Consider the following 14,651-nt stretch of genomic DNA (forward strand, 5'->3'; position numbering starts at 1 on the left):
CCGAGGGAAACACCATGTTGAAAAAAGTCACCGTTAAAGCACGTTTAATCTTTGTCATTGGTTTTTTGTCCCTGCTGCTGGTGGGTATCGGCTTTATGGGGCTGAACGGCATGTACAATGTGGACAAGCGCCTGCAAAGTGTTTATGAAGATCGCCTGATTCCCTCGCATCAGCTGGCTGAAATTGAATACCTGATGATGCAGAACATCATTCAGTTGCAACTGGCAGGCATGCATGATCCACGTCTGGAGGAGCATGTGCTGCACGACCATCCCATTACCCTGCATACCGATCAGGTGCGAGCCAATATCCAGAAGATCACCGAAATCTGGGATGCTTACATGCAGACCTACCTGACGGACCGTGAAGCCCGGCTGGCAGAAAATTTTGCCCGTCTTCGTACAGAGTTTGTGCAGCAGGGCCTGCTGCCTTCCATCCGTTATTTTGAAGCAGGTGAGTTCATGGATGGCAACATGCACATGGTGCGGGTGACCAATCCAGCCTTTAACCGGGCTTTTGCCGTAGCCAGTGAATTGATGGACCTGCAGGAAGAAGTGGCAGCTCAAGAGTATGCTGATGCAGTGGCTGAGTATCAGCGCACTCGTAATATTGCCATTCTGGCCATTCTTCTGGGTGTAGGTCTGGCGTCGCTGGTGGGCTGGCTGCTGATTCGTGCCATTGTTAATCCGCTGAATCGTGCAGTCGGTTACTTCAACGAAATTTCAGCCGGTAATCTGAATAACCGCATCCAGATCGATAATGACGATGAAATCGGCAAGGTGATGCAGGCTTTGCAAGCCATGCAGGACAAGTTGCGTGAGTTGGTGACAGACATCAAGGCTTCAGTGGATGCCATCAATACGGCCTCACAGGAAATTGCTGCGGGTAATACCGATCTGTCCCAGCGTACCGAAGAACAGGCGTCCAGCCTGGAAGAAACGGCCTCCAGCCTGGAAGAGCTGACCTCCACGGTGAAGCAGAACGCTGATAATGCACGTCAGGCCAACCAGCTGGCTCAGTCTGCCAGTCAAACGGCCTCCGAAGGTGGTGAGCGTTCACGTCAGGTAGTCAGCACCATGGAGCAGATCAGTGAAAGCTCCAACAAGATTGCCGACATCACCACCCTGATTGATGGCATCGCTTTCCAGACCAATATTCTGGCGCTGAATGCTGCCGTGGAAGCTGCACGTGCCGGTGAGCAGGGTCGTGGTTTTGCAGTGGTGGCCGGTGAGGTGCGCTCCCTGGCGCAACGTTCCGCAGCCGCTGCCAAGGAAATCAAAGAGCTGATCACTGAGTCGGTCGAAACTGTCACTCATGGCACCAAGCTGGTTCGTGACACCGGTAATACCATTGAAGAAATTGTCAGTTCCGTGAAGCGGGTCACTGACATTATGGGTGAAATTTCTGCCGCCTCTGATGAACAAAGCCAGGGTATTGAACAGGTGAACCAGGCGGTCATTCAGATGGATGATGTGACTCAGCAGAATGCCGCGCTGGTGGAAGAGGCTGCCGCAGCGGCTGAGTCCTTGCAGGAGCAAGCGCAGGCACTGAGTGAAGCAGTTGCTATTTTCCGCATTGAAGAAAATACCAGTAAACCCCACAAAGCAGCTGCTGCCCTGGCTGCACCGCGTGCTGTTAGCGCCCCGGCTGCCCCAGCCAGAAAACCAGCGGCTAGAACAGCAGCTGCTGCCCGGCCTGCTCCTGCTGCAGCCAAGCGCACCAGCCCGCTGCCACCACCCAAAAAGCAGGATAATGACGAGTGGGAGGAGTTCTGATCTGTGACTGCCAAAGAGCGCGAATTTGATTTCACGGACAGGGACTTCGAGCGGATTCGTGATCTTGCTCATGAGCGGGCCGGTATTTTTCTCAGTCCCAAGAAGCGCGATATGGTTTATAGCCGTATCGCGCGGCGTTTGCGCGCGCTTGGGCTGATGACCTTTGAACAATACCTGCATCATCTGGAAGACAATGACGATGAGGCTCAGGATTTTGTTAATGCCCTGACCACCAATCTGACGTCCTTTTTCCGTGAGTCCCACCATTTTGACCTGCTGGCAGAGCAGATGCTGGCGATTGCGGCAAAACGCCGCGATCCGATCAAAATCTGGTCCAGCGCCTGCTCCACAGGGGAAGAAGCCTACTCGCTGGCGATGACAGCCATTGAAACCTTTGGCAGTTGGACGCCCCCGGTTCGCATTCTGGCCACGGATGTTGACACCAATGTCCTGCAGCAAGCCAAACGTGGCGTTTATGCATCGGATCGGGTGAGCAAGCTGGATGAGCAGCGAGTGAAGAACTTTTTTGTGAAGGGGAAGGGTAGCCATGCGGGCATGGTTAAAATCCGCTCTCAGGTACAGGACCTCATTCACTTCAACTCACTGAACCTGTTGGCCCCTAACTGGCCGGTAAAAGGTCCCTTTGATGCTATTTTCTGTCGTAACGTCATGATTTATTTTGATAAACCGACTCAGTACAAGGTGCTTTCACGCTTTCATCCAATGTTAAGGGAAGATGGACTGCTTTATGCGGGTCATTCCGAAAGTTTTCAGCATGCGGCAGATCTGTTTCGGTTGCGTGGAAAAACAGTTTTTGCACCGACCAGTAAGGCTGAACGGAGCAAGGGTTAAATCGTGTATCAGGAACAGCTTGAGCAAGAGGGGCAGCCCGATGCTGAAGCCTGGGCACCAAGCAGTTATCACGATGCCTACTTTGATCTGGAGGCTGTAAAGGTGTTGCCGGGCGAGTATTACGTGACCCGGCAAGACAAATTGCTTGTAACTGTGTTGGGTAGTTGTGTTGCGGCATGTATTCGTGACAAAGTACAGGGTATCGGCGGCATCAGTCACTTCATGTTGCCTTTTGGTTTTAACGAAGAAGAGCTGATTGACAGTTCAATTCGTTACGGCAGCCACGCCATGGAAGTATTGATCAACCAGTTGCTCAAGCTGGGTGCAGTGCGCGAGCAACTGGAAGCCAAGGTATTTGGTGGTGGCAATGTGCTGGCGGCAGAAGGCAGTCAACTGATTGGTGAACGCAATGCCGAGTTTCTGCTGAGTTATCTGAATGCAGAGCAGATACCGATTGTGAGCCAGAGCTTGTTGGGGCCCTGGCCACAGAAAGTGTATTTTTTTCCTACCAGTGGCAGGGTTCTGGTGAAAAAGCTGAAGCGACTGAACAATACAACCATTTTTGATCGGGAAGCACGCTACTTCGAGAAGTTGCTGAATATCGAAGTGGCCGGAAACGTAGAGTTGTTTGGCTGATGAAAAACCAGAAAATCGGTGTTTTGGTAGTGGATGACTCGGCGCTGATTCGCAAGCTGCTGACTGAGATTATTGATGCCCAGCCGGATATGAAGGTGTTGGCGGTGGCTCCCGATCCACTGGTCGCCCGTGAGCTGATCAAATTACATAACCCGGATGTGTTGACTTTGGATGTTGAAATGCCACGCATGGATGGTCTGGATTTTCTGGAGCGCTTGATGCGCTTGCGGCCGATGCCGGTATTAATGGTGTCTTCGCTGACTGATAAGGGCTCAGAGGTGACACTGAGAGCTCTGGAGCTGGGTGCAGTGGATTACATTGCCAAGCCCAAGGTGGATATTGCCAGTGGCCTGCAGGCTTATGCCGAGCTGATCGCAGAAAAGATTCGTGCCTGTGCCCAGGCCAGGGTTGGTTCCACTGCAGGCAGTCATGCCGCTGATGATGCGCGCAGGCGTGCTCAGGCGGTTAATGCCTCCAGGCAAAAGGCAGGTTACAGCTCGACCGAGAAGATTATTTTTGTGGGTGCATCCACCGGTGGAACGGAAGCGATCAAGGATTTTCTGATTGATCTGCCCGCTGATATGCCGGCCATCATGATCACTCAGCATATGCCGGAAAACTTTACCCGTACCTTTGCTGAGCGCCTGGACAAGCTCTGTGTGCTGAAGGTGCGTGAAGCGGTACATAACGAGCGGGTGCTGCCAGGGCATGTCTACATTGCACCGGGTAATCAACACCTTGAAGTCACTCGCAGTGGCGCCAATTACATGACCCGGTTGCATGAAGGTCCACCCGTTAACCGGCATCGTCCATCAGTGGATGTCTTGTTCCATTCCGCAGCTCAGGTGGCTGGTGCCAATGCCGTGGGTGTGATTCTGACCGGCATGGGCCGTGATGGTGCAGCAGGTTTGCTGGAAATGAAGCGAGCCGGTGCTTATACCCTGGCTCAGGATGAAAAAAGCTGCATTGTTTTTGGCATGCCAAAAGAAGCCATAGCCTTGGGTGCTGCTGATGAAGTGCTGCCGCTGACAGACATGCCTGCCAGGGTGATTGAGCGCCTTGGGCAACGAATCAATCGAGTTTAAGGAATCCACGTGTGATGAACAGAAACCTGTTATGGATCTTGTTGCTGGCTGCTGCAGTGGCATTAAGTTTCTGGTTGCCGGGTTGGTTAACGGCCTTACTGGCGGTGTTAAGCGGTTATGCATTAACACGCCTGGCCGAAAGCACTGAGCGTAAAAAAACCAGGAATTCCCGTAAAACGGCCGAGGTATATGTCGAAGGAATTTCCGAGGTGGATTTGCAACAGGATTACCGCCAGGTTGGAGAAAGCATTTCCGATGTGGTGGGTGAGTCACTGAATGATCTGGAGGCCTTGCGCAGTATGCAGGCCGATGCCTTGAGTACACTCAGTGATGCATTTAATCGTTTAAAAACAGACCTGGATCATCAACAGGATCTGGTGCGCACGCTGTTACATGGTGATCAGCAGGGAGCAACTGCCAGCTCGCAGGCCACTATGGGCAGCTTTGCTGAAGAAACCCTGAAAACCCTGAACAACTTCGTCGAAACCTCGGTACAGACCAGTGCGGACCTGATGGAAATGCTGGAGCGGGTCTCTGAACTGTCGGAAGGGATGCCAGAATTGATGCGGGCGCTCAGTGACATCGACAATATTGCAGATCAAACCAACCTGCTGGCATTAAATGCTGCGATTGAGGCGGCGCGTGCTGGAGATCATGGCCGAGGTTTTGCCGTGGTGGCTGACGAAGTACGTGCCTTGTCGGCGCGCTCTGCAGAGTTCAGTCGTACTATCCAGTATAACCTGAATGCCATGAATCGGCGCATTGAAAAGCTGGTGGCTGATGTCAGCAAGATTGCTTCTCAGGACATGAGTTATGTGCTTCGAGCTAAAAAGGAAGTGGAAAAAGCCATTCAACTGCTGATGGACAAGTCTGCCAGTGACCTGTTGGTGACGGAAGAGCTGGAAACCTTGTCGGTTGATTTGTCGGCAGCCCTTTATGATGCGATGCGTGCCATGCAGTTTGAGGACATGAGCAGTCAGACCATTCAGCACACTGTATCTGAACAGAACCATCTGCTGTTGTTGGTGGATGCACTCAAAGCTGGTGCAGACGACCCCCATGCATTTCATGAAGCCCTGCGTGCCCAGGTGGAAACCTTCCGAAAGGCACGATCCGAGCGCAAGTCCAACCCTGTGTCGAGTGATTCGATGACCAGTGGTGATATTGACCTGTTCTGAACCCTTTTGAGGATTGACTGATGTCTGATGTAACGCTGATTCGTATTCCTGAGCGTTTTGATTTTGCCTGTCATAAAAAATTTAATGAGGATACGGACCAGGCTCTCAAAGCCAGCGGGGCGAGCCTGATCAATCTGGATTTTTCCCAGGTGAACTATCTGGATAGTGCGGCGCTGGGCATGGTGGTTTACCTGCACAAAAAGGCGTCTGCAGTGAACAAGAAAGTGCAGATTTCCAATGCCCATGGTATCGCTTTGGAGATTCTGGAAGTTGCCAATATCAGCAAGATCATACCGGTGAAATGATGCTGGCTCAGGCTGCTGCCGACACCTCACCAGTCCAGGTTCTATTGGTGGCAGAGCCTTCTTTGGCCAGTGAATTGGCTGACATGCTGGCGTCTTTTGATTTCAGGCTGACGTTGCGGCATGAGCCGATCAGTCTGCAGCAGTTGGCTGATCAGAGCCATTTTGATCTGGCAATCATCGATCTGTCATTGGTTGTAGCTTCTTTATCCGGCCCTGCCTGTGATGCTCAGTTGCCAGTGATTCTGTTGGGAACAGAAGCTGAGCAGCAATCGCTTCAGGACAGGTTTACCACGCTGGAACCGGTGATTGAAGATTTTCTACTCAAACCGGTACAAGCCTTAAGTCTACGATTAAAAATCCGTGCCCTGATCAAGGAGGTGCGTCTCAGTCGCCAGTTGGAGCAGCAAAATACCCGGCTGCTGGAGCATATGGCCAATACCCGTGCTGAAGCGGAAATGGCCTCCTACCTTTTTTACAACAACCTGATGGATCAGGTATCCGACAGTATTCGTGGTTATAACCGTTTTCTGAAATCCAGCTCGGATTTTTGTGGTGACCTGACGCTGGCGCGTTATTCTCCTTCTGGCAGCATTTTTATCATGCACGTTGATGCAACCGGTCATGGGTTGTCTGCTACGGTGACACTGATGCCGGTCGTGGATACCTTCCACAGTATGGTGGCGCGAGGTTATGCACTACCAATGATTGTGCGGGAGATGAACCGCAAACTGAGCTACAAGTTGCCACCTGATCGTTTTGTGGCTGCTTCACTGGTTGAAGTGGATCTGCTGCATGAACAAGTCAGTATCTGGAATGGCGGTATGCCACCGGTATTGCTGCTGAATGCCCAGGGGCAAAAACTGGCTGCTTTTCCATCCAGGCATATGGCGCTGGGTATTCTGGATAATGCCAGCTTTGATTCCGGTGTCGAGCGTATTGAGCTGCCTGCCGGTGGTGGGTTGTTCAGTTGCAGTGATGGTTTTATTGATCAATCCAATGCAGCGGGTCAGGCATACGGGGCTGAGCGCTTGTTGCATCAGCTCGCCACAGTGCCACGCGATAGCTTGATGAGTAGCCTGGTGGCCTCATTAAAAGAGTTTTCCGGATTACCAGCCTTTGATGATGATGTATCGCTTTATTATCTGTACTTTCCGGAGTTAAGGCTGTTTCTGGACCAGCAGCATTCACTGGAAAGCAGTCGTCGGCTGCATGAGATTCATCCGTTTAACTGGTCAATGAATCTGTTTGGTCAGCAGATTGCCAGGCAGGAAGTAGCGTCAACCTGTAATGATCTGCTGCAAGGATTGGGCTTTCCCCAATCTTTTTGTCAGCGGGCATTTACGGTGATTTCCGAGCTGTCCAACAATGCCATTGACCATGGTTTGTTAGGCCTTTCATCGGGCCTTAAAACGGTCAGTGATGGTTTTGCCGAGTATTATGTGCAGCGGGACATGCGTTTGCAGACCTTGGCAGAGAAAGATCATTTACGGATTCAGCTGGACTGGAGGGTTCGTGATGGAGCACCGGCCCTTTGTATTGAAGTGCAGCACAGTGGTGAAGGTTTTGATGCAGAAGCAGTGCTGGCCAAGCCTCGTGAGGAGTTGTCTGGTCGAGGCCTGTTACTGATTCGGCGTCTGTCATCTTCGCTGGCCTTTGCAGATGCAGGTCGCCTGGCTCAGGCTATTCTGGAGTAGTGGCATATGGATTTTGAAGTCGACAAGCACTTTTCACTTTCACACTACTATGATCGCCATTTTGATACCCAGGCGGTGAAGGTATTGCCGGGTGAGTATTATGCGACTGACGGTGAAGAAATGATCTGCACCGTGCTGGGTTCCTGTGTTTCTGTCTGCTTGCGCGATAACTACTCGGGAATAGGTGGTTTGAATCATTTTCTGCTGCCGCATGATCGCTCTGGAGAAACGTCGCTGCTGACCGAGTCTGCACGTTATGGCACCTATGCCATGGAGTTGTTGATCAACCATTTGTTAAAGCTGGGCGGGCAACGGCGGCGTTTTGAAGCCAAGGTCTTTGGTGGCGGGCAGGTGATTCGGGATTTTACTTTTGCCAATGTGGGTGAGCGCAATGTCTCGTTTGTGATGAAACACCTGGCCAATGAAGGCATTCCAGTGGTTGCCAGGGATGTGCTGAAAACCTATCCGCGCAAGGTGCATTTTTTTCCCCGCACCGGGCGTGTGATGCTGAAAAAAATCAATAGCCTGCATAACAATACACTGATCGAGCGCGAAAAGTCCTATCTGCGCCAGGTGGACCACAAGCCGGAAACTGGCGAGATCGATCTGTTCTGAGGTTTGTTATCCAAGCTGGACACGGATACGGTGTCCGGCTTCCAGGCACTCAACCTTGTCTGCCAGTGCACACAGGGTTGGCAGTGCCGTTGGGCTGGCCAGTGGGCTGGTTTGTTTGCCGCTATCCGCCACTTCAATCACCAGTGCCGGTGCGCCGGCTTGTTGCAGATCCGCCACCAGACTCAATTTTAGATAATCTGCCGCTGACAAGCGCTGCAGTGCATCCCGCTTGAGTTGGTAATAACGGGTCAAACCGGCTTCTTCTTCCAGTAATTCCTGTTGATCCGGCAGTTCCAGCAGGTTGGTATCCAGCAGTTTCTGGGTGAGTTCATGGATGATGGCAAAAACCCTGCGTCGCAACTGCATGTTGAGTCCAAGGGTCTGCATGAAGTCATGGCAGAGTGCCGGCAGGGCCTGACGCGTTAACTGTTCTCCATAAATCTGCACCTGCCACTGGAAAGGATAAAGCAGATTGCGCTTGAGGTGCTCCAGGGTTGTTTCCTGAACCGGGTGGCGTTGTAACTGGGCAAAATCAATCTGGCAAAGTGATACATCATCAGCCGGATGAGCCTTGCCGCTATGCTGTTCAACTGCTGTGATCAGCTCAGGAATAAAGTTTGCCGGCTCAATTTGGCCGAGTAGTTCCAACATGCGCTCACGGCTGAATAATTGCCCATTTCGATCAGGTTGCTCTGGCAGGCCATCACTGTACATCAGCAGGTGGCCGCTATCCGGCAAGGGAAGGCGCTCTGGTGTGCCATCAAACAGGGTTTCATCCAGAATGCCCAGCGCCATGTGCCGGGAGTTGAAGCTTTTTTGCAGTTGTCCTTGATCATCGAGCTGAAGGGCAGGCGGCATGCCGCCATTCCAGATGCTGACCTCGGAATGGATCGGATCAACTTCAATCAACAAGGCGGCAACAAAACGGTCATCGGGCAGGTCTTTCAGCAGGCGTTTATTCATTTCGCTAAGAATAAATGGCAGTTGATGGCCTTTTTGTACCATGGCCTCAAAGACACTGATGACCGGCATGATGGTGATGGTGGCCGAGAGTCCATGCCCTGTTGCATCGGCAAGCAGAATAAAGGTGCTGCCGGAAGGTGAGCGTTTAACCAGAACAATATCACCGCTGAAATTACCGGAAGAGCGAATCTGCTGATAAATGCCGGGCAAACGATCGGCATTGTTGACCAGCAGATGCCCGTAAAGGACATCAGCAGCCATGGCATTTTCCTGCTCGGCCTGGCTGATGGCTTGTTCCAGCTGATGGGTATAACCACTGATGGCACGAGAAGCCCCCAGCAGGTTCAGCAGAACCGTCAGGATGCTCTGCATGCTCAACTGCAAGGTCGGATCTTGCAAAACCGGGGAATGAATCAGCAGCCCGGTGATGCCCCCAACTCTGGGCTGATCCAGTCGCAGTTGTGCGGTTAATCCCGGTTGCAGGTCAAAGGAGTGTTCGTTGCTGTCATTCAGCAGGTAGTGGCAGAGCCTGGGTGTGGAAACCAGTCGTCCTTCCACCAGGCTGATGGCTTGCTGCTCGGTCTGGTGATCTGGTTGACCCTGCCAGAAGATGTTCATTTCAGGGTGTCCATCGGTTTCAAAAACCACTGCCACCAGATCAAAAGGCAGTGTCTGCTGGATATCCTGAAAAACTTCCTGCACATATTCGTTCCAGTCATGCACCCCTGAGTTCTTGATGATCAGTTTGCTCAGCAGGTCTGCCTTGATTTCCAGTGCGCTTTTATCAACAAGAACCGCCTCGAGCTGACGAGCCAGGCTGTTGACACTGGTGAAGGCCTGATTCAGCTCTGTGAAAACAAAGTTAAGCCCGGCGGCATCAAAACGTTTTAGATCGCGGCTGGACTGAATCAGGCGGACCTGCTCATTAAACTGACCGATAGACTGGTTAATGCGACGGATGGCAAAGTGGGAAAAAACAATCGCAGCCAGCAGAAAAAAGGCTGAAAAGAAAATAAAGGTCAGAATGTAGGTGATGCGTACTTCTGTGGTGATGCTGGGTAATTCAAGTTCAGCAAGCGTGCCGGGTGGCTGGTCACTTAATTGTTCGGCCAGATAACGGGCCTGATCTGCCATCAGGTTTTCATAAAGCAAGGATGAAATGCCGCTGACACCAATGAACACAATCAGCGAGCTGAGAAACACTGCCAGCAGGATAAACCAGTGGAGGGAACGGATTTTCCGGGTGAGGAGTCGAATCAATGCTGGCCTCGGATATTGCTGCCTGTTGCGCGATGTAGACTTATGTATTAGTCATTGCAGAAGGGCATTATCCATGGCGCTGCCGGGCTTGTCCAACGGATCAGGGGCTGAGAGTGGATCTGCGGCAACCGGACGCACTGAATTGCGGTAATAAAGATAAAAAAGGGCAGCTTCGAGGGGGGCTGCCCAAGGGGATCATGCAAGGATTACAGGAGGTGATTCACTGTCGGTGATCAGACTGGGAACAGGGCTGACAGTTTGGTGGCCAGCATCATGTCGCCTTCTGCGCGCAGTTTGCCCGCCATGAAGGCTTGCATGCCGTCTTCTTCGCCGGTCAGCACACCTTTCAGGGTTTCTTTGTTCATGATCAGGGTGACGGATGGATCCTGGTGGTCGCCTTGGGCAATTTCACACTGACCATCCTTGATGGCGACATAGTAGTTGTCACCGTCTTCAATGCTGAACTGAAACACGTCTTCCATGCCTGCTGCGGCACCGGCATTAAACTTGTCCTTCAGCCCTTCAATAATTGCGTTAATATCAGCCATGGTCTTGTCCTCTTGTTCACAGGTCGATGAATCAAGCTTATTTCAAACGTATGTTTTAATCAAGCCCTCTGGAGAAAGTGATGATGGAGCTGTTGGGTGAATATCTGGTGTTCCTGTTAAAAACCCTGACATTGCTGGCTGGACTGGGTTTGCTGGTGGTGATTCTGGTCTCTGTGCAGCGCAGTCGGATGCAGCAGGAGCAGCTGGAGGTTGAGTCTCTGAATGAGCATCATGAGGCCATGCAGGATGCCTTGCAGGAGCAATGGCTGGATGCAAAAGCCTTCAAGCAGATGTTGAAGGCAAAACACAAGAAGGACAAACAACAGCAGCAGGAACGTGCTGAGCGTCCGCGTGTTTTTGTGCTGGATTTCAAGGGAGATCTTGATGCCGGGCGTGCTCCCTTGCTGGGCCGGGAGATCAGTCTGCTGCTGGCACTGTTGCGCCCGCAGGATGAGGTGGTGGTCCGGTTGGAGAGTGCCGGTGGTTTTGTGCACAGTTATGGACATGCCGCAGCCCAGCTGCAGCGGTTGCGTGAGCGGGATATCCGCCTGACGGTTTGTGTCGATCGGGTAGCGGCTTCCGGTGGTTACATGATGGCTTGCACGGCACACACCCTGCTGGCAACGCCTTTTGCAGTCATCGGCTCAATTGGTGTGGTGGCCGAGCTACCCAATTTTCACCGCCTGCTGAAAAGCCATGAGGTGGATTATGAGGTGCTGACAGCCGGTGAATACAAACGCACGCTGACTCTGTTTGGAGAGAACACCGAGGAGGGGCGCAGCAAGTTTTTGCAGGATCTGGAGCAGGCGCACCAGTTGTTCAAGTCCTGGGTACAGGGTTGTCGTCCACAGCTCAATATTGATCAGGTGGCAAAAGGTGAGGTCTGGTACGGTGAGCAGGCGCTGGCGCTGCAGTTGGTTGATCGTTTGTGTACCAGTGAAGCCTATTTGCTGGAGCGCATGCAGGAAGCGGAAGTATTCAAGGTGCAACTGAAGAAACGCGAGCCTCTGGCCGAGCGCATTGCCGGTCAGGCGGCAGCAGTGTTGGAAAAGCGTCTGCTGGCCTGGTGGCCAAAGCTGCAGGCGCCCTTCACACGTCGCTGAAACCTTCGGGTGATCAGGACTTGCAGTACATATTGTGCAAGGTGCTGATCACCTGTTTGGCCTCTTCACCATTTAATGAATAGTAGATGGTTTGAGACTCTCGACGGGTTTTGACCAGGTTATCACGACGCAAGACTGCCAGATGTTGCGATAAGGCTGACTGGCTGAGATCCAGGCAGTTATTCAACTCGCTGACGGACAGTTCACGACCATCCAGATAACAAAGAATCATCAGACGATTCTCATTGGCCATGGCCTTCAGCAGGTTGGTGGCTTGTTTGGCATTGCTGCGCAATTCTTCCAGTGCAGAGGTCTCTGTGCTTGTTGCCGTGCTCATGTTGTTATATCCATTCATTGTTATAGCCAGCGATATATTACCTGTTTTTGTTTTTGTTGACACCTGTGGGTGAATTGAGCCTTCAGCCAGCAGGCTAAGACGCGGATTGTCAGCAATTTTGTTGACAGCCTGCTAAGGGGTTGAGGTTGGTTTTTCTGATTAGTTTCAGGTTTTGCGCCTTTTGTATTAGTTTCAAAGCGGCCTGCATGCTTTAGAGTTGGCTCTGCGAAATATGAAAGTGTCGACACTCACCGCACTGCGGCCAGTCAGACCGATAAATAACAGCAATCAGTCAATCGAGACCCACAGAGGCGCCAAGTGATGAGCTACAAAACAGAATATCAACGTTCGATCAGTCAGCCGGAAGATTTCTGGCGCGAGCAGGCCGAGCACCTGCCCTGGTACAAAAAGCCGACCCGGATTCTCGGTAAGGACGAGCAGGGAGCCTGGCGCTGGTTTCTGGATGGTGAGCTGAACACCAGTTACTGTGCACTGGATTACCATGTTGAAAATGGCCGTGCTGATCAGGTGGCAGTGATTTATGACTCCCCGGTGACCGATACCAAATCCCGTCTGACCTATCGTCAGATGCGTGATCAGGTGGCACTGTTTGCCGGTGGTCTGCGTAAGCTGGGTGTGGAAAAGGGTGATCGTGTTGTTATCTATATGCCCATGGTGCCGGAAGCACTGATTGCCATGTATGCCTGTGCTCGTCTGGGTGCTGTGCATTCAGTGGTGTTTGGTGGTTTTGCGCCGCATGAGCTGGCCGTGCGCATTGATGATGCCCAGCCGAAGGTGATTGTATCGGCCTCCTGCGGCATCGAAGTGAGCAAGGTGATTCCTTACAAGGGGCTGCTGGACGATGCCATCAGCCAGGCAGAACACAAGCCGGATCATTGTGTGATCCTGCAGCGTCCGCAGCAGCCTTGTGAACTGACCAGCAGCCGTGATGTGGACTGGGAAAGCCTGATGAAGTCGGCTGAACCGGCTGATCCGGTTCCGGTCAAGGCCACTGATCCGCTGTACATTCTTTACACCTCCGGCACCACCGGCAAACCCAAGGGTGTCGTGCGTGACAATGGTGGCCATGCAGTGGCACTGAAGTACAGCATGAAAACCGTATACGGTGTGGACCCCGGTGAAGTGTTCATGGCCGCTTCTGATGTTGGCTGGGTTGTGGGCCACTCCTACATCGTTTATGCCCCGCTGCTGGCCGGTTGCACCACCATCGTTTATGAAGGCAAACCGGTGAAAACCCCGGATGCCGGTGCCTTCTGGCGCCTGATTGATGAATACAAAATCAAGGCCTTCTTCACTGCGCCAACCGCTTTCCGTGCGGTGAAGAAAGAAGATCCTGAAGGCAAACTGCTGGCCGAGTACGACATCGGCAGCCTGAAAACCCTGTTCCTGGCCGGTGAGCGTCTGGATCCACCCACCTACCACTGGCTGAACGAAATGCTGCCGGTGCCGGTGATTGATCACTGGTGGCAGACAGAAACCGGCTGGGCCATTGCCGGTAATATGATGGGTCTGGACCCGGCAAAACCCAAGGCAGGCTCTGCAACCTTCCCGACCCCCGGTTTTGATGTGCAGATTCTGGACACCCAGGGTAATCAGGCACCGGCTGAAGAAGAGGGCAGTGTCTGCATCAAGCTGCCGATGCCGCCGGGCTGTCTGACCACTGTGTGGGGTGATCACAAGCGTTACAACTCCTCCTACATGGATGCCTTCCCTGGTTATTACCTGACCGGTGACGGCGGCAAATTTGATGAAGAGGGTTATCTGTTCATCATGGGGCGTACCGATGACGTCATCAACGTGGCAGGTCACCGCCTGTCCACCGGTGAAATGGAAGAGATTGTTGCTTCCCACCCGGGCGTTGCCGAGTGTGCGGTGATTGGTGTGGCTGACGAGCTGAAAGGTCAGTTGCCGGTTGGTCTGGTCATCACCAAAGACGGCTGGAAGGGTGAACCCGCTGAACTGGAAGCAGAGCTGGCTGCACTGGTGCGTAAGGAAATCGGTGCCATTGCCTGTTACCGCCAGACGCTGGTGGTGGATCGTCTGCCGAAAACACGTTCCGGCAAGATCCTGCGCAAGATCCTGCGCAGCATTGCGGATGGCAAGGAGTATCAGGTGCCATCCACCATTGATGATCCAGCCAGCCTGGTTGAAATCGAGCAGGTGATGAAAGGGCAGGGCCTGGTCAAGTAATGACTGGCTTGCCAATCTGGTGAAGTCATTAAAAAAAGCCCCGACAGCCATGGCTGCCGGGGCTTTTTATTCAGCAACTGCTCGATTAT

Annotated in this window: 13 protein-coding genes; 10 read left to right on the plus strand and 3 right to left on the minus strand. The window is 52.5% G+C overall.

All coding sequences use genetic code 11. The annotated features are described in order from the left end of the window. Positions 1 to 14: 14 nt before the first annotated feature. The 8 genes from BT114_RS15235 to cheD (BT114_RS02785) all read left to right on the plus strand — a co-directional run bounded on the left by BT114_RS15235 (position 15) and on the right by cheD (BT114_RS02785) (position 8,140). The gene (locus BT114_RS15235; RefSeq protein ID WP_072324752.1) at positions 15 to 1,775 is read left to right on the plus strand and encodes a methyl-accepting chemotaxis protein; all 1,761 of its coding nucleotides are present in this window, start codon (positions 15 to 17) and stop codon (positions 1,773 to 1,775) included. A gap of 3 nt (positions 1,776 to 1,778) precedes the next feature. Next, positions 1,779 to 2,627 carry a CheR family methyltransferase gene (locus BT114_RS02755; RefSeq protein WP_072324753.1) on the plus strand — a complete coding sequence of 283 codons (849 nt, stop codon included), beginning with the start codon at positions 1,779 to 1,781 and terminating at the stop codon, positions 2,625 to 2,627. Between the two features lie 3 nt (positions 2,628 to 2,630). Continuing rightward, positions 2,631 to 3,263, plus strand: coding sequence for a chemoreceptor glutamine deamidase CheD (cheD, locus tag BT114_RS02760; protein ID WP_072324754.1), 633 nt, complete (start codon positions 2,631 to 2,633; stop codon positions 3,261 to 3,263). Further along, positions 3,263 to 4,348 (plus strand): protein-glutamate methylesterase/protein-glutamine glutaminase, encoded by a 1,086-nt coding sequence (locus tag BT114_RS02765; protein ID WP_072324755.1) that lies wholly within the window; start codon positions 3,263 to 3,265, stop codon positions 4,346 to 4,348. Before cheD (BT114_RS02760) ends, BT114_RS02765 begins: the two co-directional genes overlap by 1 nt. 518 nt (positions 4,349 to 4,866) lie before the next feature. After that, positions 4,867 to 5,526, plus strand: a complete 660-nt coding sequence (locus tag BT114_RS15325; protein ID WP_425434763.1) for a methyl-accepting chemotaxis protein — start codon at positions 4,867 to 4,869, stop codon at positions 5,524 to 5,526. A gap of 20 nt (positions 5,527 to 5,546) precedes the next feature. Further along, positions 5,547 to 5,831, plus strand: a complete 285-nt coding sequence (locus BT114_RS02775; RefSeq protein ID WP_072324757.1) for an STAS domain-containing protein — start codon at positions 5,547 to 5,549, stop codon at positions 5,829 to 5,831. Then, the gene (locus tag BT114_RS02780) at positions 5,831 to 7,525 is read left to right on the plus strand and encodes an ATP-binding SpoIIE family protein phosphatase (protein ID WP_177247027.1); all 1,695 of its coding nucleotides are present in this window, start codon (positions 5,831 to 5,833) and stop codon (positions 7,523 to 7,525) included. The genes BT114_RS02775 and BT114_RS02780 overlap by 1 nt, the downstream gene beginning before the upstream one ends. A 6-nt stretch (positions 7,526 to 7,531) precedes the next feature. Beyond that, the gene (cheD, locus tag BT114_RS02785) at positions 7,532 to 8,140 is read left to right on the plus strand and encodes a chemoreceptor glutamine deamidase CheD (RefSeq protein WP_072324759.1); all 609 of its coding nucleotides are present in this window, start codon (positions 7,532 to 7,534) and stop codon (positions 8,138 to 8,140) included. 6 nt (positions 8,141 to 8,146) lie between these two features. On the opposite strand, the gene BT114_RS02790 is transcribed toward cheD (BT114_RS02785), so the two are convergent. Next, the gene (locus BT114_RS02790; RefSeq protein ID WP_072324760.1) at positions 8,147 to 10,363 is read right to left on the minus strand and encodes a PP2C family protein-serine/threonine phosphatase; all 2,217 of its coding nucleotides are present in this window, start codon (positions 10,361 to 10,363) and stop codon (positions 8,147 to 8,149) included. Between the two features lie 233 nt (positions 10,364 to 10,596). Beyond that, entirely contained in the window at positions 10,597 to 10,911 is a 315-nt protein-coding gene (locus BT114_RS02795; RefSeq protein WP_072324761.1) for an SCP2 sterol-binding domain-containing protein, read from the minus strand. Positions 10,912 to 10,991: 80 nt separating this feature from the next. Between BT114_RS02795 and sohB the strand changes: the two genes are divergently transcribed. After that, entirely contained in the window at positions 10,992 to 12,014 is a 1,023-nt protein-coding gene (gene sohB, locus BT114_RS02800) for a protease SohB (RefSeq protein WP_218163439.1), read from the plus strand. Positions 12,015 to 12,027: 13 nt separating this feature from the next. On the opposite strand, the gene BT114_RS02805 is transcribed toward sohB, so the two are convergent. Beyond that, on the minus strand, positions 12,028 to 12,351 hold the full coding sequence (locus BT114_RS02805) for an ArsR/SmtB family transcription factor (RefSeq protein WP_072324762.1): 324 nt from the start codon (positions 12,349 to 12,351) through the stop codon (positions 12,028 to 12,030). A 321-nt stretch (positions 12,352 to 12,672) separates the two neighbouring features. Between BT114_RS02805 and BT114_RS02810 the strand changes: the two genes are divergently transcribed. Continuing rightward, positions 12,673 to 14,562 carry a propionyl-CoA synthetase gene (locus tag BT114_RS02810; RefSeq protein WP_072324763.1) on the plus strand — a complete coding sequence of 630 codons (1,890 nt, stop codon included), beginning with the start codon at positions 12,673 to 12,675 and terminating at the stop codon, positions 14,560 to 14,562. Positions 14,563 to 14,651: the final 89 nt, after the last annotated feature.

This window comes from Marinospirillum alkaliphilum DSM 21637, from assembly GCF_900119735.1.
Classification (GTDB): Bacteria; Pseudomonadota; Gammaproteobacteria; order Pseudomonadales; family Halomonadaceae; genus Marinospirillum; species Marinospirillum alkaliphilum.

Coding starts and splice junctions, on each gene's coding strand:
- cheD (WP_072324759.1), top strand. CDS start 7,532: ATGGATTTTGAAGTCGACAAGCACTTTTCACTTTCACACTACTATGAT.
- BT114_RS02765 (WP_072324755.1), top strand. CDS start 3,263: ATGAAAAACCAGAAAATCGGTGTTTTGGTAGTGGATGACTCGGCGCTG.
- BT114_RS02780 (WP_177247027.1), top strand. CDS start 5,831: ATGCTGGCTCAGGCTGCTGCCGACACCTCACCAGTCCAGGTTCTATTG.
- BT114_RS02805 (WP_072324762.1), bottom strand. CDS start 12,351: ATGAGCACGGCAACAAGCACAGAGACCTCTGCACTGGAAGAATTGCGC.
- BT114_RS02795 (WP_072324761.1), bottom strand. CDS start 10,911: ATGGCTGATATTAACGCAATTATTGAAGGGCTGAAGGACAAGTTTAAT.
- BT114_RS02775 (WP_072324757.1), top strand. CDS start 5,547: ATGTCTGATGTAACGCTGATTCGTATTCCTGAGCGTTTTGATTTTGCC.
- BT114_RS02810 (WP_072324763.1), top strand. CDS start 12,673: ATGAGCTACAAAACAGAATATCAACGTTCGATCAGTCAGCCGGAAGAT.
- sohB (WP_218163439.1), top strand. CDS start 10,992: ATGATGGAGCTGTTGGGTGAATATCTGGTGTTCCTGTTAAAAACCCTG.
- BT114_RS15235 (WP_072324752.1), top strand. CDS start 15: ATGTTGAAAAAAGTCACCGTTAAAGCACGTTTAATCTTTGTCATTGGT.
- BT114_RS15325 (WP_425434763.1), top strand. CDS start 4,867: ATGCTGGAGCGGGTCTCTGAACTGTCGGAAGGGATGCCAGAATTGATG.